The sequence below is a fragment of the Schaalia meyeri genome (assembly GCF_900105015.1).
Lineage (GTDB): Bacteria > Actinomycetota > Actinomycetes > Actinomycetales > Actinomycetaceae > Pauljensenia > Pauljensenia meyeri.
In genome coordinates, this window is sequence record NZ_FNLK01000010.1 from 20,763 (window position 1) to 45,762 (window position 25,000).

General features: G+C 68.6%; 18 protein-coding genes and 1 tRNA gene. 12 read left to right on the plus strand and 7 right to left on the minus strand.

Annotation, left to right across the window (positions count from 1 at the left end; all coding sequences use genetic code 11):
* The first annotated feature begins 49 nt into the window (after positions 1-49).
* From BLT68_RS04405 to BLT68_RS04415, 3 genes are read left to right on the plus strand one after another with little or no spacing between them, the layout of a single operon-like run.
* Positions 50-1,444: an SWIM zinc finger family protein gene (locus BLT68_RS04405; RefSeq protein ID WP_074633030.1), complete on the plus strand. Its 1,395-nt coding sequence runs from the start codon at positions 50-52 to the stop codon at positions 1,442-1,444.
* A complete protein-coding gene (locus tag BLT68_RS04410; protein WP_074633031.1) occupies positions 1,441-3,894 on the plus strand; it encodes a DUF6493 family protein in 2,454 nt (817 codons plus the stop codon). The genes BLT68_RS04405 and BLT68_RS04410 overlap by 4 nt, the downstream gene beginning before the upstream one ends.
* Positions 3,891-6,497, plus strand: a complete 2,607-nt coding sequence (locus tag BLT68_RS04415) for a DUF7825 domain-containing protein (RefSeq protein ID WP_074633033.1) — start codon at positions 3,891-3,893, stop codon at positions 6,495-6,497. The genes BLT68_RS04410 and BLT68_RS04415 overlap by 4 nt, the downstream gene beginning before the upstream one ends.
* On the opposite strand, the gene BLT68_RS04420 is transcribed toward BLT68_RS04415, so the two are convergent.
* The 4 genes from BLT68_RS04420 to BLT68_RS04435 form a co-directional block, all read right to left on the minus strand.
* On the minus strand, positions 6,448-8,166 hold the full coding sequence (locus BLT68_RS04420) for an ATP-binding cassette domain-containing protein (protein ID WP_074633035.1): 1,719 nt from the start codon (positions 8,164-8,166) through the stop codon (positions 6,448-6,450). The two genes, BLT68_RS04415 and BLT68_RS04420, sit on opposite strands and share 50 nt — an antisense overlap.
* Before the next feature lie 483 nt (positions 8,167-8,649).
* Positions 8,650-8,919 (minus strand): transporter, encoded by a 270-nt coding sequence (locus BLT68_RS04425; protein WP_050695358.1) that lies wholly within the window; start codon positions 8,917-8,919, stop codon positions 8,650-8,652.
* 25 nt (positions 8,920-8,944) lie between these two features.
* Positions 8,945-9,970: a DUF1266 domain-containing protein gene (locus BLT68_RS04430; protein ID WP_074633036.1), complete on the minus strand. Its 1,026-nt coding sequence runs from the start codon at positions 9,968-9,970 to the stop codon at positions 8,945-8,947.
* 167 nt (positions 9,971-10,137) lie between these two features.
* Positions 10,138-11,196 (minus strand): DUF1266 domain-containing protein, encoded by a 1,059-nt coding sequence (locus BLT68_RS04435; protein ID WP_083332369.1) that lies wholly within the window; start codon positions 11,194-11,196, stop codon positions 10,138-10,140.
* Positions 11,197-11,459: 263 nt separating this feature from the next.
* Between BLT68_RS04435 and topA the strand changes: the two genes are divergently transcribed.
* The 7 genes from topA (at position 11,460) to hemH (ending at position 20,186) form a co-directional block, all read left to right on the plus strand.
* Complete coding sequence (gene topA, locus BLT68_RS04440; RefSeq protein WP_074633038.1) at positions 11,460-14,192, plus strand: type I DNA topoisomerase; 2,733 nt, start codon at positions 11,460-11,462, stop codon at positions 14,190-14,192.
* The gene (gene tmk, locus BLT68_RS04445) at positions 14,192-15,022 is read left to right on the plus strand and encodes a dTMP kinase (protein ID WP_050695355.1); all 831 of its coding nucleotides are present in this window, start codon (positions 14,192-14,194) and stop codon (positions 15,020-15,022) included. Before topA ends, tmk begins: the two co-directional genes overlap by 1 nt.
* The gene (locus BLT68_RS04450) at positions 15,019-16,212 is read left to right on the plus strand and encodes a DNA polymerase III subunit delta' (protein WP_074633040.1); all 1,194 of its coding nucleotides are present in this window, start codon (positions 15,019-15,021) and stop codon (positions 16,210-16,212) included. Before tmk ends, BLT68_RS04450 begins: the two co-directional genes overlap by 4 nt.
* Before the next feature lie 36 nt (positions 16,213-16,248).
* Positions 16,249-17,865 carry an alpha/beta hydrolase gene (locus BLT68_RS04455; RefSeq protein ID WP_074633041.1) on the plus strand — a complete coding sequence of 539 codons (1,617 nt, stop codon included), beginning with the start codon at positions 16,249-16,251 and terminating at the stop codon, positions 17,863-17,865.
* A gap of 116 nt (positions 17,866-17,981) precedes the next feature.
* Positions 17,982-18,054 (plus strand) — tRNA-Thr (locus BLT68_RS04460).
* 383 nt (positions 18,055-18,437) lie between these two features.
* The gene (locus tag BLT68_RS04465; protein WP_050695353.1) at positions 18,438-18,908 is read left to right on the plus strand and encodes a Dps family protein; all 471 of its coding nucleotides are present in this window, start codon (positions 18,438-18,440) and stop codon (positions 18,906-18,908) included.
* 225 nt (positions 18,909-19,133) lie between these two features.
* Positions 19,134-20,186 carry a ferrochelatase gene (gene hemH, locus BLT68_RS04470; RefSeq protein WP_050695352.1) on the plus strand — a complete coding sequence of 351 codons (1,053 nt, stop codon included), beginning with the start codon at positions 19,134-19,136 and terminating at the stop codon, positions 20,184-20,186.
* Between the two features lie 22 nt (positions 20,187-20,208).
* Here the strand turns inward: hemH and BLT68_RS04475 are convergent, their stop codons facing one another.
* Both BLT68_RS04475 and BLT68_RS04480 read right to left on the minus strand, forming a co-directional pair.
* Positions 20,209-21,435, minus strand: coding sequence for a chloride channel protein (locus BLT68_RS04475; RefSeq protein WP_074633043.1), 1,227 nt, complete (start codon positions 21,433-21,435; stop codon positions 20,209-20,211).
* Entirely contained in the window at positions 21,429-21,887 is a 459-nt protein-coding gene (locus tag BLT68_RS04480) for a MarR family winged helix-turn-helix transcriptional regulator (protein WP_050695350.1), read from the minus strand. The genes BLT68_RS04475 and BLT68_RS04480 overlap by 7 nt, the downstream gene beginning before the upstream one ends.
* Before the next feature lie 228 nt (positions 21,888-22,115).
* On the opposite strand from BLT68_RS04480, the gene BLT68_RS04485 reads away from it, so the two are divergent.
* On the plus strand, positions 22,116-22,445 hold the full coding sequence (locus tag BLT68_RS04485) for a histone-like nucleoid-structuring protein Lsr2 (protein ID WP_050695349.1): 330 nt from the start codon (positions 22,116-22,118) through the stop codon (positions 22,443-22,445).
* 212 nt (positions 22,446-22,657) lie between these two features.
* Here the strand turns inward: BLT68_RS04485 and BLT68_RS04490 are convergent, their stop codons facing one another.
* A complete protein-coding gene (locus tag BLT68_RS04490) occupies positions 22,658-23,869 on the minus strand; it encodes an OmpA family protein (protein WP_074633045.1) in 1,212 nt (403 codons plus the stop codon).
* 261 nt (positions 23,870-24,130) lie between these two features.
* Between BLT68_RS04490 and BLT68_RS04495 the strand changes: the two genes are divergently transcribed.
* Positions 24,131-24,868 carry a phosphoglyceromutase gene (locus BLT68_RS04495; RefSeq protein ID WP_074633046.1) on the plus strand — a complete coding sequence of 246 codons (738 nt, stop codon included), beginning with the start codon at positions 24,131-24,133 and terminating at the stop codon, positions 24,866-24,868.
* Positions 24,869-25,000: the final 132 nt, after the last annotated feature.

The following is a 25,000-nucleotide window of genomic DNA, read 5'->3' on the forward strand; positions in this document are numbered from 1 at the left end:
GGGCTCCCCCCTGTGGTAGCCTGTCGCCACGACTGCGCGAAGGAGCCTCATGGACTACGAGCTCGCCTACAGCTACGGCGCCGCCTCGCGTCTGGAAGAGAGTGCCGGGCTCGCGCTGGCGACCTCGGGAGGATCAACCCCCGAGGGGGAGGCCAGCCACCCCTACTTCTTCTCGGGCTTCATGGAGCGCCCCGACGTGGTGGCCGCGGGCCTGCTCGCCGTCGCGCGCGTGGCTCGCACCCGCTTCTACATGCCGCCCGGCATGGTGGCCCTGCCCGGCGGGGGCCTGACGCGGGTCGGCGCGCTCGACCCGGTCGTGACCAGCACGGAAGAGGGCCTGCGTTTCGAGTCCTTTAGCGCCTGCTGCGGCGTCTACGCGCGCCTCGACGTGGACGCCAGTGCCCTGGACGCCAGCCACCGGGCGGTCGGCGTCACCAACGTGGACGTCAATCAGCCGCTGCGCGCCGCCCTCGCCTCGTTGCGCGCCGGGGAACCCCTGCACCTGGGTGTCGGTGAGGAGGGCCTGACGGCCACCACCCTGGATGAGACGGTCACGGAGGAAAAGGTTCCCCTGTCGGTTCGGTGGCTCAAGGGCTTCGCAGAGACGCAGATGCTCTCTGCGGCGATGCTGCCCCTGCACGCGCTGGGTGCCGCGCAGGCGCGCGCGTTCATCCGAGGCCTGCCCAGGTCCAGCGCGACGGGCACGGTCATGTGGGCGGGCCGGGCCGTGCGCGGCCTGCGCCTGGGGACCCGGCCCACGCCCGGCACCGCGTGCGTGGCCGGCCCGGAGCGACTGCGTGTGTTCGAGCCACTCGGACATCTCGTGACCTCGCTCGAGGCCTACGGTCCGCCCGTGGATGCGGGCAGCGAGCCGGTGGCCTCACTGTGGGTCGCCCACATGCCCGGCGCGCGGTTGAGTATCGGGCTCAGTCCCGCCAAGTCGCGCGGCTTCTCGGGAGAGGGGTCGGTCCTGGCGGCCCTGGGCAACGCGCGCGTTGAGGAGGACGCGGACATGCTCTCCGTCCTGCTCTCCTTCGAGCCGCGCATCGACACGGCAGTCATGGCCTCTCGCAGCGGGCTCGCCCCCGACCGGGTGGCCGGGGCCCTGGCGCTCCTGGCTTCCAGCGGGCAGGTCGGCTTCGACGTGACGAAGGGCGCTTACTTCCACCGGCCCCTGCCCGTCCAGCCCGACGCGCTCACCGCCATGCACCCGCGCCTGGCCGGCGCGCGCCGACTCATCGACCGGGGCACGATCACCCGCGAGGAAGGGATGCGCTACCGGGTCTCCTCGGGCTCCAACCGCTACCGGGTTGAGGTGCCCGCCGATCCCTACGCGATCAGCGAGTACCGGTGCACCTGCCCGTGGTGGATGAAACACCGCGGCGGGCGCGGCCCCTGCAAGCACGTACTCGCCGTGTCCATCGTCCTCAAGGAGGAGAGGTGAGCCAGTCGTCGGACAAGTATTGGCGGCCCGCCACTCTGGACGAGTGCGCTGACTTTTGGAGGCTGCACCACTGGGTCAGGCAGCACCCGGGCCAGTGGACGCTGGAGCAGGTCTACGAACGCATGCTTGCGATCAACGAGGGGCCGCCCGTGGCCGCCGACCTGGCCACGAGTGCCAGGCTGTCCGGCGACTGGCTGCGCGGCATCGGCTTCCTGCGGCTGGCGGAGCGAAACGGCGACCTGACTCTCGACCACGACCAGGACTACCTGACGGCGCTGATCGGCCTCGAACCCGGGCTGCAGCTGCCCCTCATGCGCGCCGACGAGGAGCTGCGCGGTGAGCTTGTGTGGGGGATGCTGCGCCAGGAGGGCAACCGAGGGGTGTCGCTGTCCGCCTCAGACCGCTCCGCCACCACGGGCTCGGAGTGGGCGACCGGCTGGTCGCGCACGCTCGCGGCCTGCGTCGACGAGGGGCTCATCGACCGGGATCGCCTGCTCGACGCCCTGACGGAGATGCTGGCCGCGGACCTGCCCGCAGGCCGCGCCGGGTGGTATTCCCGGACCCTGCGTTTGCTGTCCCCGACCATCGACGAGGCCGACTCCCGTCAGGCGGTCCTGTGCGCGCTGCTCTCCTCGCCCATCGGTCCGACCGTGACCCTGGCGACAGGGCAGCTGGTTGCCCTGTCGCGTGCCGGGCGGCTCGACGTGGGGCTCTTCGCGCGTAGCTGCGAGGCAGCGCTCATGGGGTCGAAGGCGAACGCCCTGCGCGTGCTCGCGATCCTGCGTGACAACTTCGGGGCAGCGGAGCCCGCCTCCCTCGAACCCCTGCTCAGCGTGGCCCTGTCCTTTCCGCACGCGCAGGTGCAGCGGGCGGCGCTGGACCTGGCGCGCGACTGCGTGACCGGCGGCCTCCTCACGCGGGTGAGCGTCGCGGCTGTCGTGGACCAGGCCGACCTGGACCCGCTCGTCGCCCCCACCGCGCGGGACCTGCTGGCGGACACGGCGCTCGACCAGCCCGGCCCCGGCCTCGTCCTCAAGGAGGAGTCGGCTCAGGAGGGGCCTGCCGCCTTCCTGCCGCCCCGGGAGGTGGCGGCCCTGCAACCCATGAGCGCCGACGACGTGAGCGGGCGGGTCGGTGTCCTCGCCCAGCACGTGGAGCTGGGGCTCGAATACGAGCTGGCGCTCGCGTTCCTGACCTCCCCCGAGTTCGACCCGTCCGCGGTGGAATCGCTGCGCCCGCTCGTGCGGCGCCTGACCACGCGCAGGTTCGGGCACGAGCGCATGCTCGGGGTGCTCCTGCAAATGGCCCTCGACGGGGGAGAAGAAGACGCGCAGAACCCGCTGGCCTCGGCCGAGCCCTGGCGAGCATCGGAGGCCATGCCCGCCCTCATGCGCGAGCGCATCACCGAGGTCGCGGGCCTGCTCGCGCGCGGGCAGCGCTACCGCCTCCTGGCCACGCCCACCGACGACCGGGGAGCCGTGGACCCGATTGTCCTCGTGCGCCGCGCCCTGGACAACGGGGATGCCCCGCCGCTGCCCGCCGACCTCACCCAGGCGCTGCTGCGCGTGGACACGGACCACCCCGACTGTGCCGCCGCGCTCGCGCTCCTCGACGAGCACGCGGATGACCTGCCCGCCGCGCGGCGGCTCCGGCTCGCGCTGTCGGGCGCGGTGCGCGCGAGGGCCGAGAGCTTCCTGTCCTCCCTGGCGATTAAGTGGGAGGGGCGCCCCGCCTACGACGCGCGCACCGGGGCGCCCCGGTGCGCGCGCGACGGCTCGCCGGTCTACGCCTTCTACGTCCCGCGCGTCATCGGCGCGGATACGGGCGCGACGGGCCCCGAGCTGAGCGCGCTCGCGGACATCACGAGCGCCTCGGGAGACTTTTGGGCCCACCGCTACATCTACCCCGCGTCGGTGCGCCACTTCGCGGTGTGCCTGCTCGCCTCCCAGTGGTACGTGCTCGACACCACCCAGCTGATGTGGGACTGCTACCGGGCCCTGGCCGACCACGGCGGGCGGTGGGATGCCCTCAGCGCTCAGCTCCTCGCCCTGGCGATGGGCGAGCAGGCGGTCGAGGTGCGTGCGCTGGGCGTGGAAACCCTCGCTTCCCTGGTAGCGCGCGGGGACCTCGGCTTCGACGAGGCCGTGGAGGCCTTCGTGAGCGTCGCCCCGACCGTGAAACTGAACCGGTGGGCGCAGGCCTTCGCCGACCTGGGGGACCTCGATCCCCGGCTCGCACTGGACCTGGCGCTGGCGGTGGCACCCGTCCTCGAACCCGGTCGGACGGGCGTCGGCAAGGTCCTCGCCACCATGACCGCCCAGTACCAGAGGGCCGCAACGGAGGGCTGGGCGCCCCCACTCGACGAGGGGACCCTGGCGTGGCTCTCGCGTTTCAAGGGCTCGTCGCAGGCGGCGCGGTACGCGCGAGCATTGAAGGAGAAGAACACGTGAGCACGGACATGAGCCGCTCCGCCAGGCGCGCGGCCCTTAAACGCCTGGTCGCAGCCGGCGAGACCTCGATCGACGCCTACGAGGAGGTGATTCGCGGGGCCTTAGAGGCCGAGCGCCGCTCCCTGGCGAAGGCCGCCTCCTACGAGAACTTCTTCGGGCCGGGCGAGCAACTGCGGGACAGGGAGATCCCGGAGGAGGCAGTGCGCTGCTACTTCTTCCTGTGCGCCGCCCTGGCTGCGCCCGCCGCCCTCGAGATCAACGACAGCTACACCGCACGCTGGGCCGGGCGCGGCCCCGGGTCTCCGCGCGAGGGGCGGGAAGCCCAGGAGCTACTGTCCGCCTACGCGCGCGGCGCCGCAGGGCGCTCCGACGAATGGCTCGAGGAGGTCGCCGGGCTCTCCGGGGGCCGCGGCTTCTGGCTCGTCCACCGTGCCCTGCTGGCCGAGCGGGGCAGGTACGCCACCACGGCCGCCTCCCTGGAGTTCTTCGTCCGCGACATCGTCCCCGCGCCCGTCCTCTCCAGCGAGGAAACGCGCCGATTCTTCGAGGGGGAGCCCACGTTCCTCGAGCACGAGTTCTGGCAATTGTTCCATGTCGAGGGCGCCCTGCCGGGGTCTCCCCTCATCGTGTGGGTCGCAGGCGAGGATCCCGCGAACCCGGGCGGGTCGGGAGCGCGCCTGAGCAGCCAGGACCTCATCCACTACATGGGCGTCCACTTCCCCCGCCTGCGCCCCCGGATCCTGCGCGAGTGCCTGGCTGCGCAGGCGCGCGACTTCTCCGCCTACTACGCGCGGGCCTTCTCGCTGGCCTGGGAGCTGTTGGAGCCGACGCGCGCCGAATGCCTCGCGCTGGCCCCTGAGCTGATTGCCCTGCTCGGCGCCGCGCCCTCGCCGACGGTGACTCTGGCGCAGAAGGCGCTCACGGGCCTCGTCGATGCCCTGACCGAGGAGCAGGCGGACGCCCTCGTGCGCGCGAGCGGCGCGGTGCTGACCCGCACGGAGAAGAAGCTGTTGCGCGCCCACCTGCGCTTGCTCGCCGCCCTGGTCAAGGCCCACCTCAGCTGCGCGGGCGCCGTCAGCGAGGTGGTCGCCGACGCCGACTTCCCCCTCGACCTGCGCGAGCGCGCCGCCGCGCTCGCCGTGGCCCCTGCGGGTTCCGACAGCGCGGACCAGGCCGGGGCAGCCCCCGGCGCGAGCGCTCAGGGAAGTGCGCTCGGGGAGGGCGCACAGGCCTCGTGGACGTTCCCCGACGCGCCAGCCACCGACCTTGCGCGCATCGAGCGCAACACCGAGGTGCCCGCAGACAACGACGCAGCCGTCGCGGCGCTGCACGCCCTCTACCAGGATCCCGACGCCGGCGCGGCCCTGCCCGCGATCATGACGCGCCTGGACGGGCAGGGCCTGGAACTCGCCGAGGCGGACAAGGCGCTCCTGCTCAGGTACTGGCGTTCCGCGCGGAGCTGGTCGGGGTCCGACCAGCTCGCATACATCGCCTCCCGCCTGCTGCGCGGGGAAGTGACCGACGCCCCCGACACCCCACGCTTCCGGGGCTACCACCGCAAGGGAAACGAGTACGAGAACCACCGCGGACCCGTCCAGCTCCTGCACGAGCAGCTGCGACGCGTCTTCCGCGACAAGCCCTACGACAAGCCTCCCGGCCAGGACATGTACCGCTTCGACCCGGTCCTGACCGCGCCCCTGGAGCCGATGCGCCCCCGGTGGGAGCGTCAGGTGATCCGCGTGCGCGACAACCGCCCGTTCGCGGTCGTGCCGGGAGACTACGACAAGACGGACAACCTGCACGAGACCTGGGTGGTCGCGGGCCAAGAACCGCCGACCGGGACGGACTCCCTGGCAGACGCCCTCGCCAACGTCGCCAGCGTCCCGCCCGAGTTCCCCGGGCGCCTCATGGAGGCGGGGGACTACCGATCCACCAGCATCGTCTACGCGTGGGCGGCGTGGGCGCTGCAGCACAACCCCGACGTGCTGGCCGCCCACTCCATGCCGGTCCTGCAGGGCGCGTACCACAAGTTTCCGCAGGTCATCACCGCGTTCGACGTGATCGTGCGAGCCCTGGCCGACGGCTGGAGGGCACCCGGGCCGCCCACGTACTCGGCCCTGGCGTGGGCGTCCGTCGCCGCCCAGGCGTCCTACCGGGCGAGCGCCGCCGAAGCCCTGGCGCGCCTCATCGACTCGGGGCGCTTCGACGCGGACGCGATGGCCGACCAGCTCGGATACCTGGTCTCCCGGGGATGGTTCGGCCCCTCGCGCCTGACCCAGACGCTCACCGACTGCGCGAGCATCTCCGCCCTGTCCGGGTATCGGGTCGCGCAGGTGATCGCCGCGCTGCTGCCTTCCCTGGCGGGGGTGCGGGGCGCGAACGGCATGGTCGAGGCCCTGGTCGCCCTCGCGGGGGACTATGGCATGGGGGTGGGCGTTCCCGACGCGCTGCGGCCGAGGATGAAGGGGGCCAGTGCCCTGGCCAAGGCCCTGCGCGCCCTGGATGCCCTGCCGCACTCACCCACGCGCCTCGCTCGCGAGGCCGCGGAAGCCCTCAGTGCTTTTCCGTCCTCTCCAGCCGGTGGAGGCGGCCCCACCACTTAGCGATCAGCCACTCGTCATGAGTGGAGACAAGCAGGGTGCCTGTCCACTGCCGCAGGGACTCCTCGAGGGACTCCACGGCGTCCAGGTCCAGATAGTTGGTGGGCTCGTCGATCACGAGTACACGGGGGTCGGCGCGCGCCGCCCACCCCAGCTGTGCCCTGCGTTGGTTCCCCGCGGAGAGCCCACTGAGTGGCCGGTTCCACAGCGACGGGGGCACGAATCCCCTCCCGGCCTCCCCGACGCCCAGGCGCCACGCCTCGCCGGGGACCAAGGGGTCGCCGGGGCGGGGGAGCTCCTGGGACACGAGGACGACCCCGGGGGAGGCGTCGATGCTTCCGTGCGCCCCGCTGCTGGGGGCTCCGCGCGCAATCCACTCCAGCAGGGTGGTCTTGCCCGACCCGTTGGGGCCCGTGACCAGGAGGTGCTCGCCGTAGCGCATTTCGAAGGAGGTCGGAGCCAGGCGTTCCTCCACCGACGCGCCGCGAACGGATAGTGCGATGCCCGCGGGACGCGGGCGCGGCGGTGCGCCAAGGGCGGTGGACCCCGCCGGGCGGGGGAAGGAGAAGGCCGCCTCGTCGTAACGGGGCTTGGGGACTTCGCGGGCCGCCAGGGTGGCCAGCCTCCGGGAGTCGTCGTTGATGCGCCGCGTCGAGGTGGCCTGGGCGCGGTCGGCGTAGTACTTCTGCGCTATCCTCGTCTCCGTGCGGGGTTTGAAGTGCGCGTGCCCGACCACCGCCGAGTCCCGCCGGTGGGCCGCGAGTCGGCGTTTCTCGGCCTGCTGCTCCGCGTGGATCGCGCCGTGCCGTGAGCGTGCGGCGGCCTTGTCCCGCAGGTAGTCCGAGTAAGATCCGCCCACCCTGTACGCCCCGAAGCCCGCGGGCTCCCCCTCAGAGATCGCCACCGCCCGCCACGGCGCCGGATCCAGGTCGAGCAGCGTCGTTGCCGTGCGCTCGATGAAGGTCCGGTCGTGACTAGTCATGAGGACCGGCCCCTGCCAGCCGTCAATGGCGCGCGCCAGGTGCTCGCGTCCGTTAGCGTCCAGGTGGTTCGTCGGCTCGTCCAGGATGAGGGCGTCCGGGCGCTCGACGAGGGTGAGGGCCAGGCGCAGGCGAGCGCGCTGCCCCGGAGAGAGGGAGGCGAGGGGGCGGGAGCGGTCGACGCCGCCCAGGCCGAGGCCGTCCATGGTCTGCTCGAGGCGCGTATCGATGGTCCACGCGTCCAGTGCGGTCATCGCCGCCAGGACGCGGTCGTACTCCGCCTCGTCGCGCGGGGAGGCGCCCCGGGCGAGGCGCTCGGTGAGGGAGTCGAAGCGCGCCGCCAGCCCTCGGGTGAGGGAAGTCGCGTCATCGATGAACTGTGCGACCGTGTGGCCACCGTGTTTCTCTGTGAGCGGAGGGACAGGAGCGGGAAGCAGGCCTGGTGTCGACTGCTGTTCAGCCGACCGGGGCACCGGGGGGACCAGCGGGGTCGGGGAGAGCGGCGGGCCGGTGATCGTTCCGGAGTCTGGTTGGAGCCGGCCGGCTGCGAGGGCGAGCAGCGTTGACTTGCCGATCCCGTTCGGGCCGACGACGACGAGGCGGTCGACGGGCCCGCACGTGAAGGAGACGTTGTCGAGGACGGGCAGCGTGCCGTAGGAAAAAGAGACGTGGGAGAAGACAATCGTGGACATGGCGCACCTGGGGGAGGAGGGATGAGGTCGGGGCGTCGTGTCAGGAGTCCATGGGCCGATTATACCGGGAACGGGTTGTCGGAAGGGCGGAATCCGCCGGGGGTTGAGAGCCATCGCCTCCCAGGGAGTCGCCGGCGGCGTCCGCACTGGGAAGGGCGGGGAGGAGGCGATGGCCTCCTCCCCGCCCCGTGAACATGAGTGGACTGCTTCCAAATGACTCCTTCGTCTGGGTCGGGCGGGTATTCCGCGGTGTCAATTCGTTGCCGGTGCTTTCAATTGACTCCTTACGTGTGCCTGGTGCGGTGTTTCCCGCTTCCTTCCATCTGACGGTACTTACTGTAGGTAGCCAACCTTGGGGAATGGACTAAAGCAGCCTGGAGAATCCTGGGATTTTAGGGCTCGGGCGCGCGTGACACGCGAAATCCCCCGCAGACGCCCAAGCCGGGGCCTGCGGGGGAGGAAACCAGTAAGCGCAGATGGAGCCTAGGCCAGCAGCGGGAAAGCCGCCGCGGCGGGGGCGGCCAGCGCAACCCCGCCCAGCAGCGTGTCCTTCAGCATGAAGAACGCGAGGGCACCGAAGAACACCAGGACCACGAGAATAACCATAAAGATGAGGTTGGTGCGCTGACGCTTGTACTCTTCCGGGGTCAGCTCTGACTTCTTGCGGATCAGCGGTACTTCGCCGTGGACCGAGCCCGTGTTGCCCCCGGGCTTGGGAACCTGGTGCTCAATGGGCGTGTGTTGGTCAGACATGGTGCCTCCTTGGGGCTGTCGTGTATCAGTTGACGATCGGCTTGCCGCCGACGGACATGGGGGCGCGGGAGCGCGCCTGGGTGTCGAGTTCCTTCTCCCACGCCGAGGCGTCCTCCCAGTTGACGGACGACAGGAGGCGCAGGGCGCCGCGGTCCGCGAGCGCGTCCAGCAGCAGGAAGCGGGGGGCCGGGTAGGGGGCGTCCCACGGGATGGCCGTCCACAGGCCGCGCGCACCCAGGAGGAATTCGCCGCGGTTGCGGTCGTGCAGGTCGTCGGTGGCGCCCTGTGCTTCCCCCTCGGCAGCCCACAGCCACCGGGTGGTGCGAAATGCTTCCCAGGCCTCCTCCCACGAGGAGTAGCAGGATTGCAGCGCCCGGTTGATGAGAGCGAGGGTGTCAAAGGCCTCGTCCTCGCTCAGCCACCCCACGCCGGCGCCGGCGCGCGTCAGCATGGCCGCGCGAATGAAGTCCCACGCGGCGAAATCCAGGTCCTGGATGCCGCGGTCGTTCGCCTGGAAACGCTGGATCCGCCAGAGACGCTCCCAGTCGTCCGTCGACACGTCGGCGGTCTTGCGCAGGCGAGAGAGCTCGGCCTCGGTCCACCTCTGGCTGGCGCAGCGCCCGCGCAGGAACGAGAAGTCCTCGCGATGGCCGTCGCGCAGCAGCGAGTAGAGCTGCGTGATCATCTCGTCGCGATCGGTGATGTGCCAGTCGCGCTTGAGCATTCCCCTCACCTCGGCAGGATTCGACACCTTCAGGGCGTTGACGGGATCGCCGTTGCACAGCGCGTAGGGCATCGACGGGGCCAGCAGGCGCGCATGGGGATCGGTCGCCATCGAGGCGCGTGAGCCCCGAAGGAGCGGCTGATGGTGCTCGTTGAGCTTGTTCCACTCGCCTTCCTTCCCGGCCTTGCGCACGTCTCGGGGCGCGGGCATTGCCCCCTTTGAACGCCCGATCGCCAGCTTGATCTTGTTCCATGCCAACGCCGCCAACAGGAAGCCGATCGCAAGCCACACGGGGAAGGGAATCTGAGAGAGGATGTTCGCAATCACGATGACGATTGTGCCCGATGGGCAGCACGTTACACAAGCCAGAGGGAGGGAAAGGGCGGGTGCGAGACCGGGCGCGCAAGTCGCCGCCCTCACCGTCGGCCTTGACGGCACTCTCGCGGGCGAGGCCGGGGCGCCCTCGGGCATCCGGCCGCCGGGTACCGGACCCGCTAGTCGCCCTCGGTGGGTTCGCACTTGGATGGGGCGGCGGGAAGATACCGGGAGCGCGGGGTGAGCCGCGCGTGCGACTGTGCATCGAGTTCCTTCTCCCAGGCCGTGGGGAGCTCGACAGAAAAGGAACAGACATCCGGATCGGGCAGGGCGCCTTCGCTCGCGAGCGCGTCCAGCAGCAGGAAGCGGGGGGTCGGATAGGGGGCGTCCCACGGGATGGCCGTCCACAGGCCAGCTTTGCCCAGTAGGATGTTGCCGCGGTTGCGGTCGTGCAGGTCGTCGGTGGCGCCCTGTGTTTCCCCCTCGGCCGCCCACAGCCAGCGGGTGGTGCGAAATGCTTCCCAGGCCTCCTCCCACGAGGAGTAGCAGGATTGCAGCGCCCGGTTGATGAGAGCGAGGGTGTCCCACGCCTCCTCTTCGCTGAGCCAGCCGAGGCCCGCTCCAGCCCGCGTCAGCATGGCCGCGCGAATGAAGTCCCACGCCGCGAAGTCCAGAGTCCAAATGTCCCTGTCATTGTTTAAAAAACGGCAGATGCGCCAGCAGTCCTCCCAATCGTCCGTTGAATCGGCTGCGGTTTCGTTCAGCGTGTCGATCATTGATTCGGCCCACGCGCGGTCGGCGCAGTTTCGGCGCAGGAACTCGTAATCCTTGCGGTGCCCGTCGCGCAGCAGGGCGTAGAGCTGGGTGATCAGGCGACGTCGGTCGCGTATGCTCCAGTGCCATGCGAGCATATTTCGCGTGGCGGTGCGGTCCGTCAGCTCCAGGGTATCCACCGGGTTCTCGTGGCACAGCGCATATGGGATCGCGGGGGCGAGCAGGCGCGCGTGCGGGTCGGTTGCCATAGCCTTGCGCGAGCCTCGCACGATCACGGGATGATTCGCGGTGATCTCATTCCACTGGTCCTCCTGGCCAGCCTTGCGAACGTCCAGCGGCGCGGGCCCCAGCCCCTTGGTGCGCGCCAAGGAATCCTTGACGAAGGCCACCGCAAAGATCAGGGCAAGCGCGCCGAGCGCCAACCACACGGAGAGAGGAACGTGGGAGAACAGATCGGCGATCACGTGCACGATTGTGCCCGAGACGTGGCGCCTCAGGCAAGCGCGGGTGCGAGCCCGGTGGCGAGGCCGCGCCGCACAGGTACCCATTGTGGGCTAGAGCCAGACACGGCCTCGCCTGTCAACCCCGAGTGGCGTGAGACGCGCGGAAGCTGCCACGATACCCAGATAGGGGTGGGACGCGGTAAGGTCCTTCCCAGATGCCTCGGTGGGTGTGATCGCCCCGGGGATGCTACAAATAGCTGGGGAAGAACGGGAAGGGACAGGCAATGTCAGCGACGAAGCTCGTGATCGTGGAGTCTCCTGCGAAGGCGGCCACCATCAAGGGATACCTGGGTCCCGACTACCATGTGACCGCGTCGATCGGCCACATCCGTGACCTCCCCCAGCCCTCCGAGCTGCCCAAGGACATGAAGAAAGGGCCCTTTGGTCGTTTCGCCGTCAACGTGGATGACGGATTCACGCCGTACTACGTGGTGAACCCGGATAAGAAAAAGAAGGTCACCGAACTCAGGAAGCTCCTGAAAGAGTCCGACGAGCTCTTCCTGGCCACCGATGAGGACCGGGAGGGCGAGGCCATCGCGTGGCACCTCCTGCAGGTCCTCAAGCCGAAGGTGCCCGTGCGCCGCATGGTCTTTCACGAGATCACGAAGGAAGCCATTCAGCGGGCCCTCGACAACACCCGCGACCTGGATACGGCCCTGGTGGACGCCCAAGAGACGCGCCGCATCCTCGACCGCCTCTACGGCTACGAGGTATCCCCCCTGCTGTGGCGCAAGATTCGCCCGTCCCTGTCGGCCGGCCGCGTGCAGTCGGTGGCCACCAGGCTCGTCGTCGCCAGGGAACGCGACCGGATGGCGCACGTAAGCGCCGAATACTGGTCGATCGACACGTCCTTCACGTGCGCGGGTCAGGCCTTCGGCGCGCGCGTCACCTCCGTGGACGGGGCAGCGATCGCGACCGGCTCGGACTTCAGCGAGAAGGGCGAGCTGAGCGCGAAGGCCGTCAAGTCCGGCATCCTCCACCTGGACGAGGCCACGGCCCGCTCCTACGCGCAGGCACTGACCGATGCCCCGGGCTCGGTCATCGACTCCGTGACCCGCAAGCCGTACCGTCGCCGCCCGGCCGCCCCCTTCACGACGTCAACCCTGCAGCAGGAGGCCTCGCGCAAACTGCACTGGAACGCGTCATCGACCATGCGTACCGCGCAATCCCTGTACGAGTCCGGCTACATCACGTACATGCGCACGGACTCCACCGCGCTGTCGGGGCAGGCGATCCACGCCGCGCGCCAGCAGGCCACCCAGCTCTACGGCGCGGATGCCGTGGCGGAGGCCCCCCGCACGTACGGGGCGGCGTCGAAGGGCGCGCAGGAGGCCCACGAAGCGATCCGGCCCGCCGGGGATCACTTTCGCACGCCGGGCGAGGTGGCCTCGTCCCTGTCGAAGCAGCAGCTCGCCCTGTACGACCTGATCTGGAAGCGTACGGTCGCCTCGCAGATGGCCGACGCGCTGGGGTACACGGCGACCATCCGCGTGCTCACGGGCATCGACGTGGACGGCAAGCGTCACGACGTGCTCTCATCCGCCTCAGGCACGGTCATCACGGCTCCCGGTTTCCGCCTGGCCTACGAGGAGGGGCGTGACCGGGGGCGCTACGAGGCGGAAAAGAACGACGCGGAGAAGACGCTGCCGGATGTCGCCGAGGGGGACGCCGCTTCCCTGACACGGGCGACGCCCGACGGGCACGAGACGCAGCCTCCGGGGCGCTACACGGAGGCCACGCTGGTCAAGACCATGGAGGAGCTGGGCATCGGCCGCCCCTCCACGTACGCGGCCACCATCCAGACGATCGGGGACCGCGGATACGTGACGCACCGCGGCCAGTACCTGGTCCCCACGTGGCTGGCGTTCTCCGTGACGCGCCTGCTGGAAGAGAACCTGGCGAACCTGGTGGACTACGACTTTACGGCGTCCATGGAGGGCGACCTGGACCGCATCGCCGCGGGCGAAGAGAACGGCACGGAGTTCCTTTCCGGTTTCTTCTTTGGCCCCGACGGATCGGGCGAGGTGGGCGGCCTGCGACACGACGTGGCCTCCCTGGGGGACGACATCGACGCTCGCGCCGTGAACTCGATCGACCTGGGGCGTGGGGTGACCCTGCGCGTGGGCCGCTACGGGCCGTACATGGAAAAGGCCGACGGCACCCGCGCGAACGTGCCGCCGGAGGTCGCGCCCGACGAGCTGGGCGACCAGCTGGTGGACCAGCTCTTTAGCCGCGCCGCCGACGACGGCCGCGAGCTGGGCGTCGACCCGGACACCGGCCACACGATCATCGTCAAGGACGGGCGATACGGCCCGTACGTGACCGAGGTCCTTCCCGAGCCCGAGGGTGATGACGGTGCAAAGGCCAAGAAGAGCGCCGCCAAGCCCAGGACCGCCTCTCTGTTCAAGACCATGGACATCTCCACGGTGACGCTGTCAGACGCGCTCCAGCTGCTGTTCCTGCCTCGCGAGGTGGGGGTGGACCCGGCCTCGGGCGAGGCGATCACCGCCCAGAACGGCCGCTACGGGCCCTACCTGAAGAAGGGGACGGACTCTCGCACCCTGTCCAGCGAGGACCAGCTTTTGTCGATCACGCTGGAGCAGGCCCTGGCTATCTACGCCCAGCCCAAGATGCGGGGGCGCGCCGCCGCCCGGCCGCCGCTGCGCGAGTTCGGAGAGGATCCGATCTCCGGCAAGAAGGTCACCGTCAAGGATGGGCGATTCGGCCCCTACGTGACGGACGGAGAGACGAACGTGACGGTCCCTCGGGCCGAGACGGTCGAGGACCTGACCGCCGAGCGCGCCTATGAGCTGCTGGCCGACAAGCGCGCCAAGGGCCCCGCCCCGAAGCGCACGCGCAAGAAGGCGAGCACCAAGACGACGGCGAAGAAGGCGACGGCGAAGAAACCCGCCGCGAAGAAGACGAGCGCCAAGAAGACGGCGACGAAGGAACGATAATGGCAGCGCGCGGAGTGTTCATCACCTTCGAGGGCGGCGATGGTTCGGGCAAGTCCACGCAGATCCTCGCGGTGCGCGACTGGTTCCAAAGCCGCGGCCGCGAGGTCGTCGTCACCCGCGAGCCGGGCGGCACCGGGCTCGGCTCGGAGATCCGCCGCCTGGTGCAAAACGGCCCCGAGGACGTGGACGCGCGCACCGAGGCGCTGCTGTACGCGGCTGACCGCGCCTACCACGTGACCACGGTCGTCGCCCCCGCGCTCGAACGCGGCGCGGTCGTGCTGGGGGACCGCTACATCGACTCCTCCCTGGCATACCAGGGGGCGGCCCGCTCCCTGGGCTTCGACGAGATCTCCTCCCTGTCCGCGTGGGCGACGCGCGGCCTCTACCCCTCCCTCACCTTCCTCCTGGACCTGCCCCCCGAGGTCGGGCTGCGGCGCCACACCGACGCCCCGGACCGCATGGAGCGCGAGTCCATGGACTTCCACGAGCGCGTGCGCCACGAGTACCTGCGGCTGGCCGACGCCGAGCCGGATCGCATCGTCGTCATCGACGCGGTGGGCACGGCCGATCAGGTGTTCTCCGAGATCCGAGGCGTCCTGGTCGAACGCTTCGACGGCGGGGTGGCCACCATCGACGAGGACGTGGACGCGCCCGCGGGAGCGGCACCCACCCAGGACGCGGCGGCCTCGCCGACGGTGGCCGCCGGGCGCTGCGGTGCCCGCGACGCCAAGGTGCCGCGCCCAGACGGTGACGCCAAGCGTTCCTCTCGTAAGCCCGCGACCATGGTCGGTGCCCTCGGGGAATCCCAGGGCGCCCTGTGGGATGAATGATGAGCGTCTGGTCCTCCCTGGTCGGACAAGGCGGCGCGGTCGCTCGCCTCAGCCAGGCCGCGGCTAGTGCCCGCGCGGTCGTCGCCTCCAGGGGCGGCGCTCACGCAGTGGATGAGGCGCGTTCCATGAGCCACGCGTGGCTGATCACGGGCCCGCCCGGATCGGGGCGCTCCGTGGCTGCCCGCGCCTTCGCGGCCGCCCTGCAGTGCACCGGCGAGGACGTCGGCTGCGGCCGGTGCCCCGGATGCCGCACCACCATGGGGCGCACCAACGCCGACGTACTCTTCGCGGCCACCGAAACCTCGATCATTAACGTTGACACCGCCCGCTCCCTGGTCCTCCAGGCCCAGGGAGCGCCCTCCCAGGGGCTGTGGCGCGTCATCGTCGTCGAGGACGCGGATCGCCTGGGTGAGTCCGGCGCGAACGCGCTCCTCAAGGCCATCGAGGAACCCCCCGAGCACACCGTCTGGCTGCTGTGCGCCCCCAGCCCAAAGGACATGATCGCCACGATCCGTTCGCGTTGCCGCCACCTGGCCCTGCGTATCCCGCAGGCCAGCGCGGTCGCCGACCTGCTCGTGCGCGAGGGAGTGGCCACCCCCGAGGTCGCCCTTGAGGCGGCGCGCGCCGCCCAATCGCACATTGGGCTTGCCCGCGCACTGGCCCGCGACCCACAGATGCGCGCGCGCAGGCGCGACATCATCACCGCCCCCGCGTCCGTGCGCAGCGTGGGCGAGGCCGCTCTGGCGGCCGACCGCCTGCTGGAGACCGCCAAGGCGCAGGCCGACGCGCAGGTGTGCGAACGCAACGCGCGCGAAAAGGGGGAACTGCTGCGCCAGCTCGGGATGGAGGAGGGGGAGCGCGCCACCAAGGCTTCGCGCACCCTCATCCGTCAGCTTGAGGAGGACCAGAAGCGGCGCTCCAAGCGGGCGCTCACCGACGCGATCGACCGCGCCCTCATCGACCTGCTGGCCGTCTACCGCGACGTCCTCATGGTGCAGGTCGGGGGAGAAAGCGAGCTCATCAACACGGACCTGGCCGACCTGGTGCACTCGATCGCCGCGCAGTCCACTCCCCGCCAGACCCTGACGCGCGTCGACCACATCGAGACCGCGCGACGCCGCCTGACCTCCAACGGAAACCCCCTGCTGGTGCTCGAAGATATGGCCATCTCGTTGCGCCCACAGGCGTGAAACCTCTCTCGCGCAATCTCCGTTACAATCGTGGCCATGAAGACACGCTCCATCGCGGCCTGCGCCGTCGCGGTCCTGGCCGTCGTCGCGATCGTCCTGACCGTCGTCGGTTACTACGGCACCCATCGCAGGGGGCCGGTGCCCACCACGACAGCGGAGGATTCGTCTGCGCCGGTCCCTGTCCAATCCGGATCCGCCCATTCCTATTACGAGCAGACCGTCACCTGGGGCGCGTGCGCGTCGGGCACCTTCAACTCCTTCCGGGGCGTGGACTCCTCGGACCCCAGCGAGTACCAGTGCACCTTCCTGAAGGCGCCCCTCGATTGGTCGAATCCGGGCGGGGACCAGATCTCGCTGGCGCTCGCCGTCCATCGTTCCGGCTCCGAGGGCGCGCCCGCCCTGTTCGTTAACCCGGGTGGCCCCGGCGGCGCGGTCGTCTCCGCCCTGCCCTACTACGCTGCCAAGGGATTGGGTGAGTCCGTCGTCAACGCGTACGACATCGTTGCCCTGGACCCGCGTGGCGTGGGCGGCTCGACCCCCGTTTTTTGCCTGAGCGACCAAGAAAAAGACAGGTATAACGCAGGCGAGGACGACAGCGACTCCGCCGGCGACGACAACCCGCAGTCCGCGGTCGAGTCCGTCCAGGAGGAATCCCGCACCATCGCCGCCGGATGTCGCGAGCACTCCGGAAGCCTCTTTGAGCACATCGACACCGTTAGCGCCGCGCGCGACTTCGACATGGTGCGCGCCGTCCTGGGCCAGGACACGCTCAACCTGCTCGGATACTCCTACGGTACCTTCCTGGGCGCCACCTACGCCGGGCTGTTCCCCGAGCGCGTCGGTCGTTTCGTCCTCGACGGCGCACTCGATCCCACGCTCAGCGTCAACGAGGTCTCCGCCCTGCAGATGCGCGGCCTGGATGCCTCCCTCCAGCAGTGGATTAGCGACTGCGCCACCCAGTCCTCGTGCCCCATGGGACGCAGCCGCGAGGAGGGGATCGAGACCGTCACCTCCTTCCTGAAGTCCCTCGAGGACGCCCCGATGCCCACTTCCAACCCGAGTCGTCCCCTCACCGAGAAACTGGCGGTCACCGCCCTGACGGGTTCCATGTACAACACCCAGTGGTGGCCGCAGCTCACCCAGGCGTTCGCGTCCGCGTGGCGCGGCGGTGACGGCAGCGGGTTGCTGGCCATCGCCGACACGTTGAACTCGCGCAACGAAGACGGTACCTACGCGGACAACTCCTTTGACGCTATCAACGCGATTAACAACCTGGACTACACGCCCGAAGGGACCATCGATCTGTGGGTCACCCAGGCGGTGGCCCTCAAGGAGGAGTTGCGTATCTTGGGTAAGTACGTGGGGTACCCGTCGGCCGCTCTGGAGGCGTGGCCCACCCGGCACGCCGCCCGGTCGCGTATCACCGCGCAGGGGGCCGCTCCCATCGTCGTCATCGGGACCACCCACGACCCGGCCACCCCGTACTCCATGGCGCAGGGGCTCTCCGGGCAGCTGGCCAGCGGCGTCCTGGTGTCGGTCGAGGGGTGGAACCACACGTCCTATCGTCGCGGCGCCAACCAGTGTGTCGTGCGGGCGGTCGAAGACTACCTGGTCGCGGGCACCGTCCCCTCCGACGGGCTCATGTGCCAATAGGGACGTGACTCACGGCATCTTCGAGCGGCGGTATCCTGGTTTGCGCTTTCGGCGCACCTTCCAGTACAGTTGTGCCGTTGCCTGCGAGCCGTGGAAACGGTGAAACCGCAGGCGCGGCCGCCTTAGCTCAGTCGGCAGAGCGATTCACTCGTAATGAATAGGTCGTGGGTTCGATTCCCACAGGCGGCTCAGATGCGCCCACCCGGAGAGGGTGGGCGCTTTTTTGTGCGTGCTGGCGCGTGCCGGTCGGCCGATCTCGCGGTCCCGCTGGGTCGCTGGCCTGTTCACGCTGAGTTTCTGGTAGCTGTCGCACTGGTCCTCGCGGCGATGCGTCCAGCGTCAGCTCACCTGGAGTCGGTTAGGCATTCCTATAGTTCACGTCGAGTGCAACAATGTCATTAAAACACGTCATTGACGGGTATATTCCCGATTGCGGGGCGATCGTGAAACATCTGACGAATAGGGAGCTACCGGTAGAAATGATGGGACTAAAGGACCAAGATTGGTGTGGCTAAAGGGCGACGCCTCACCGGGGCCGACCCCGCACCGAACACACTCGCATAGGAGAGTCAATGACTGTTGAGTCCACTGGTTTCAAGGCTTCCGACGTTCTCGCAGGAAACATGCAGAAGGTCCTGACCGATGTCACGGCACTGTCCCTCGTGGGCAAGCAGCTGCACTGGAACATCACGGGCGAGGGATTCCGCTCGCTGCACCTGTTCCTCGACGATGTTGTGAGCATCGCCCGCGAGGCCTCCGACGAGGTTGCTGAGCGCATGCGCGCCCTCCAGGTTGTCCCCAACGGCCTGCCCGAGGTCGTCGCGCAGCACAACACCCTGCCGACCGTCCCGGATGCCATCATCAAGACGGATGACGCCGAACGGCTGGCCGTCGCCTCCATCAACGCGGTCGTCGCCACCATGCGTGACGTTCACGAGAAGGTTGACGCCGAGGACTCCGCTTCCGCCGACATCCTCAACGACTACATTCGTCGCCTCGAGCAGCAGGCGTGGTTCATCCGTTCGCAGAACGGCCAGGCCTGAGCCACACACCGCCGATCACCTCGGCCGAGCCACCTAGGCTCGATTGAACGTGGGGTGTCTCGCATTCGTGCGGGGCACCCCCGTTTTCGTATCTGGGCGAAGCGCCTCGGGAAGCGGACGGGAAGCGGACGGCTTCGGGAATCGGGCGGCCTCGGGGGTGGGAGGGGTACGTGGAGGTGACACGGATTCAGCGACACGAAAGTGCGGGGACACTATCCTGGGGGAGTGACGAACTCCTACGACAGCACGGTCACCGAGGCCGGTGACACCCCCTCCAACCGCGCCCGCTCCGGCGATGGCGGTGCGGCGCTGCTCCTGGTAAACTTGGGGACGCCGCAGGCCCCGGAGCCGGGACCGGTGCGCTCCTACCTCCGCGAATTCTTGTCAGATCGCCGCGTCATCGAAATGAATCCGCTCCTGTGGAAGCCGATCCTGGAGGGCGTCATCTTGCGGGTCAGGCCCCGTCAGACCGCCCGCAAGTATCGAACGGTGTGGCTGGACCAGGGATCGCCGCTGATGCACTACACGCGCGAGCAGGCGCGCCTGCTGGGCGAGCGCCTGCCGGGAGTGCGGGTGGAAGCGGCGATGCGCTACGGCGAGCCGTCGGTCGGGGCCGCGTTAGACCGTTTCCACGCCGATGGCGTGCGCCGCGTGGCGGTCCTGCCCGCGTACCCGCAGTATTCCGCGTCGACGGTCGCCTCGATTAACGACGCCGCCTCGGCGTGGATCGGGCGCAACCGCGACGGCTTCGAGATGCGCCTGCACCGCTCCTTCCCGGTTTCCCCCGCCTACATCGACGCGCTGGCGGTCGCGCTTGAGGCACACTGGGCGCGCGTGGGGCGTCCGAACTTCCTGTCGGGTGATCGCGTGATCGTTTCTTTCCATTCGATCCCGGTGGCGATGGACCGGGCGGGCGACCCGTATCGCGGCGAATGCCGCCGCACGGTCGCGGCGCTGGAATCGCGTTTGGGCCTGGCGTTAGGCTCCCTGACGGCGACGTTCCAGAGCGTGTTTGGAACGGCGCAGTGGCTGGGGCCGCAAACGATCGACGAGATGGCACAGCTGGGCGGCGAACGTTGCCCGCGCGTGGACGTGATCTGCCCGGGGTTCATGGCGGATTGCTTGGAGACGCTGGAAGAGATCGATCAGCTGAACCGCGAGGCCTTCACCGAGGCCGGGGGCGGAGACTTCCACTACGTGCCCTGGGCGAATGCCTCGCCCGGCGCGGTGGATGCCCTGGAGGAACAGGCGCGCATCGCGCTCGGGGGCTGGCTGTAGCCGGGGCCGAGGGAAACCAGGCTTACGTCCAGCGGGCCAACCAGGTGGCGGCAGCGGTGGCGCCGCCGATTCCAAGGGCCGCGGGTACCAGGATTGTGGCCCCCTGGCCGGTGAATTCGATGACCAGGATGAGGCCGGTGAAGGGTGCCTTCATGGATGCGCCCAGGAAGGCCGCGGCGCCGATGAACGCGAAGGCGGCCACCTCCGATCCCGGCCAGGCGGTGGCCCAGGGCAGGCCGATGACCGCCCCGAGCCCGGCTCCCAGGGCGAGTGCGGGTGTGAGGACACCGCCCCAGCCTCCCGCGCGGATGGTGAGGAAGGTGGTCCCCGTCTTGGCGGCGAGCACCAGGAGGGCGAGCACGAATCCGGTACCGGCCGCCCAGGTGGCGTCGAATTGCGTCTGGGCGCTGGCCTGTCCGTTGCCGAGCACGGAGGGGATCCGGGTGGAGAACAAGCCGACGAGCGTGAAGGCGACGGGCAGTGTGACCAGGATGCGCCTCCCGCGCGGTCGGACGGCGCCGACACGGGCGACGGCGCGCCTGAACGCCCATCCTGCTGCTCCCAGGAGCGGGCCGACGATGGCCCCGAAGACCGTGAGGGAGAGGGAGGGGTTGAGGGTGGGAACCGCGTAGAAAAAGGACGGCCTGGCGAATCCCGTGGAGACCAGGACGGCGATCCCGCAGGTGATGAGAGCGGGCGCGACGGCGCGCGCGGAGAGGGAGACGAGGAGGATTTCGAGCGTGTAGATCGCGCCCGAGAGGGGGATCGAGTAGACGGCGGCCAAGCCCGCCCCGGCACCGCAGGCGACGATGATGCGTCGGTCGGCATCGCTGAGGCCGAGCCGCTCGGCGGCCATCGCGCTGAAGGCGGCGGCCATCTCGCGGGGCGCGACTTCTCGACCGATAGAGGCGCCGAGGCCAACGATGAGGATCTGGGTCAGGGCATGCCAGGTGGGGCGCAGCGGGGGCATGGGGGCTCCGTCTACGGCGTCGCTCACGGAGGTGATGGCTCTGTTGCGCCGGAAAAGAACATACCAGGACACGGAACCGACGGTGCCGGCCAGCGCGAGGACCGCGACGCGGCGGGCGGGGGAGATGGCGCTGACGGCCTGCAGGAGTGTGCCCGAGTGCATGTCCCAGGCGAGCGCCTGGATCCAGTGGAGCAGGTGGATGCACATCAGGCCAACCACCCCGGCGATGACGCCGGTGGCGATCGTGGCAACCGCGAGACGACGCGTCTGAGTCAGCACGGCGATTCGTCGTCCAGGCGAGCGCTGACCCTGGTGAACAGCGCGGTGAGCACGTTGATTTCCTCGGCAGTGATGTCGCTGAGGAACAGGCGGCGGATGACGTCGCGTTGAACGAGGGCCGCCCTGTCGAACAGGTTTTTGCCGTCGGGGGTCAGGAACACCAGGCCGCCGCGCCCGTCGCCCTGGCAGGGGCGGCGCTCAATGAGGCCGCGCGATTCGAGGCGCTTCGTCGTGTGGGTCAGGCGCGAGCGCGAGAATACGACACGGCGCGCCAGCAGGGATGGGCGTATGCCGTCGTGGCCGGCTCGGTCGGTCATGAGCAGGACGGAGTATTCGGGCATGGACAGGCCCGTCTGGCATTTGAGCGCTGCTTCGATGCGTTCAGTGAGCCGCGCCGTCGCGGTGAAGTAGAGTTCCCAGGCCGCCGCTCGGGAGTGGTGTGCTCGGCTCACTGCTTCTCCTCGTGTATTCCTGCTCATTGACGAGGCCGGTGCTGGCTTCGCGGGTGGCTACAGTATAACTTTCAATTACCCGAAGCAAAAAATCGGTGCTGCGTAGCTCACGTTTGCGTGAGGATTGAAGTGGTGAGAAATAATGAGTGAATTGCGTTAACCTAATTGTTGTGAATTCCGAATTGGTAGGAGTGCGGGATTCTTGGAACGTTCTGAAGGAGTGAATACATGAAAAAGACGACGAAGATCGTGGAAGTTGTCGATGACTTCGATGGCTCGCCCGCCGATCAGACCGTCCGCTTCGCATTCAATGGTGCGTCGTACGAGATTGATCTGAGCCGCGCACATTTCGAGGAATTCGCTGAAGCTATTCAGCCGTACATCAAGGCCGGCCGTAAGACCGGGTCGAGCCGCCGTCGCGGTAACGCCGGTAACCCGACGCAGCGCCTCGAAAATGCGAAGATTCGCGCGTGGGCGGTCGCGGAGGGGCATAAGGTCTCTGATCGTGGGCGCATCCCCGCGCCGATCGTTGACGCCTACCGCAAGGCTCACGCCTGACCCTCTCTTTCGATTGGGGCGCGCAAGGAAATGCGCGCCCCAATCGCTGTATTTCCGCAGGGGACGGCGCGCGATCTGCGCGCCGTCCCCTGCGGAAATGGAATGTCATCGCGGCGGAGTCATTGGCTCCGGAGTTGCTTTGCGAGCGTTTTTCTCATCGTGCGGCCGCGTTGTTGGATCCCGCGGTGGTCTCCTCGGCGAAGGCGCGGGGGTTAGAAGGCGGGGATGAAGATTTCGACGCGGCGGTTGAGTGCACGGCCGGAGGGGTTGTCGGATCCGTCGGGGTTTTCGTTGGGGGCGATGGGTTTGGTTTCGCCGTAGCCGGTGGCGTCCAGGGTTGCGGTTACTCCGTCTTTCTTGAGTTGGGTGGAGACGGCGTTGGCTCGGTCTTCGGAGAGTTTTTGGTTGAAGGCTTCGTCGGAGACGGAGTCGGTGTGTCCGTATACGTGGGCTGTGGGGACCTTGGCGTCGGTGAGGACGCCGGCGAGTTTCTTGAGGGTTTGTGCGGCGTCGGGGCGGATGTCGGATTTGCCGAAGTCGAAGAGCACGCCGTCTTCCAGGGTGATAAGCGTCCCGCAGGACTCCACCGGCTTCAAAGAATCGATCGGGGGGAACTTACCCAGCTGGGGAACCTTCTCGACCTTGGGTGCATCCGTGACCGTGACGCCGTTGACCGTGGCGGTGCCGTCGCCGTGGTTGATGATCGACAGCTTTGGATCGTTGTAGCTGCCCGTCCCGTCGCCGTGATTAATGATCGAGACCTCCTTTCTCGAATAGTTGCCACGCCCGTCGCCGTGATTAATGATCGACTCATCCGTCTGGGAATTGGAGTAATTGCCGCCCCCGTGTCCGTTAATGACGTAACTCTCCGTCGGCGTAGAATAGGTGCCGGAACCGTCGACGTCCACGTTCATGGACACCTTCGTCTCGTTGTTCGTGTAGATGCCGGCACCGTTGCCTCCGTAGACGATCGAGATGGGGCCCTCGTTGATGACGCCGGCTCCCATGCCGTCGTTGACGACGGATCCGCCTTTCGACGATGACACCGCCGAGCCGTCGCCACCTAGAATCGTGGTCCCCGAGATCAGGCCGCTGCCGTCGCATTTGGCGGGGGAGACCTTCACGCCGGGCACCGACTGGAGGGAGGAAGAAGCGGTCTGGACGACGGCCTTGTCCGCGTTGGAGGCGAACACGTCGATTGAGGGGACAGCGAACAGGGGGATCGGGGGGATCTCGCCCGGGCGGTACCCGGGCACCGCATCAGCGGACGAGGCCGTGGCCGATTGGGTGGGAGTCGGCGTGGTCGCGTCGTCCGTCGGGGAGGCCGAGGGTGTCCGGGGCTTGGAGGAGCCGCAGGCCCCCAGGGTGAGAGCCGCAGCAGCGATAATGACCGAGGCCGTCAGGGTGTGTCGTGTGATGTTCATGCCCCCAACCGTACGGGAAAACAAGGAGGGCAGGTGATTACCTGTAAATTATATATTATCGCGAGATAATGCCGTTCTCAGGGTGGAACGGAGGGTGGACTCAGGGACTAATCAGGGTTGTCTCGGGGGGCGTTCACCCGGTTGGCGGTCATGGCCGTTTTGATGGAGGCTCGTTCAGCCGCGTGTGCCGCCGCTGAGGCTGTGGCGTGATCAACGACACGGGGTGTGGGAGCCGTGGCTCGACTGTGGGACAATGGAGACATGAGCTACAAACTGGTGCTGCTCCGCCACGGCGAGAGCGAATGGAATGCAAAGAACCTCTTCACCGGTTGGGTGGATGTTCCGCTGTCGGACAAGGGACGCGCGGAGGCTACCCACGGTGGCGAGCTCCTCAAGGAAGCAGGTGTCACCCCTGACCTCCTGTTCACGTCGATGCTGCGTCGCGCCATCATGACCGCGAACCTGGCCCTTGATGCCGCCGATCGCCACTGGATTCCCGTCGAGCGCAACTGGCGCCTCAACGAGCGTCACTACGGCGCCCTCCAGGGGAAGAATAAGAAGGAGATCCGCGACGAGTACGGCGAGGATCAGTTCATGCTGTGGCGCCGCTCCTTCGATGTGGCCCCGCCCGCCATCGAGGCCGGCTCCGAGTTCTCCCAGGATACCGATCCTCGTTACGCCGGCGAGCCTGTCCCCATGAGCGAATGCCTCAAGGACGTCATCGCGCGCCTGCTCCCCTACTGGGATGGGACCATCGTTCCCGCCATCAAGACTGGCAAGACCGTCATGATCGCCGCGCACGGCAACTCCCTGCGCGCCATCGTTAAGCACCTGGATGAGATCTCCGACGAGGATATCGCCGGCGTCAACATCCCCACCGGCATTCCGCTGGTGTACGAGCTCGACGAAGAGACCCTTAAGCCCATCAAGAAGGGCGGCACCTACCTGGATCCCGAGGCCGAGGCGAAGATCGCCGCGGTGGCCAACCAGGGCAAGTGACCAATGCGCAAGCCCCGGCCTCGTTAAATCGACGAGGCCGGGGCTTCGCTGTCGAACTGGTACCGCAGGGAATGCCGCGCACGTCCGGCGGGTGAGCGCGCCTGTGGTGCGCGCCCCAGGCTGCGCGCTTGG

Coding starts and splice junctions, on each gene's coding strand:
- BLT68_RS04450 (WP_074633040.1), top strand. CDS start 15,019: ATGATGAGCGTCTGGTCCTCCCTGGTCGGACAAGGCGGCGCGGTCGCT.
- BLT68_RS04485 (WP_050695349.1), top strand. CDS start 22,116: ATGAAAAAGACGACGAAGATCGTGGAAGTTGTCGATGACTTCGATGGC.
- BLT68_RS04425 (WP_050695358.1), bottom strand. CDS start 8,919: ATGTCTGACCAACACACGCCCATTGAGCACCAGGTTCCCAAGCCCGGG.
- BLT68_RS04455 (WP_074633041.1), top strand. CDS start 16,249: ATGAAGACACGCTCCATCGCGGCCTGCGCCGTCGCGGTCCTGGCCGTC.
- topA (WP_074633038.1), top strand. CDS start 11,460: ATGTCAGCGACGAAGCTCGTGATCGTGGAGTCTCCTGCGAAGGCGGCC.
- BLT68_RS04490 (WP_074633045.1), bottom strand. CDS start 23,869: ATGAACATCACACGACACACCCTGACGGCCTCGGTCATTATCGCTGCT.
- tmk (WP_050695355.1), top strand. CDS start 14,192: ATGGCAGCGCGCGGAGTGTTCATCACCTTCGAGGGCGGCGATGGTTCG.
- BLT68_RS04465 (WP_050695353.1), top strand. CDS start 18,438: ATGACTGTTGAGTCCACTGGTTTCAAGGCTTCCGACGTTCTCGCAGGA.
- BLT68_RS04405 (WP_074633030.1), top strand. CDS start 50: ATGGACTACGAGCTCGCCTACAGCTACGGCGCCGCCTCGCGTCTGGAA.
- BLT68_RS04495 (WP_074633046.1), top strand. CDS start 24,131: ATGAGCTACAAACTGGTGCTGCTCCGCCACGGCGAGAGCGAATGGAAT.
- BLT68_RS04420 (WP_074633035.1), bottom strand. CDS start 8,166: ATGTCCACGATTGTCTTCTCCCACGTCTCTTTTTCCTACGGCACGCTG.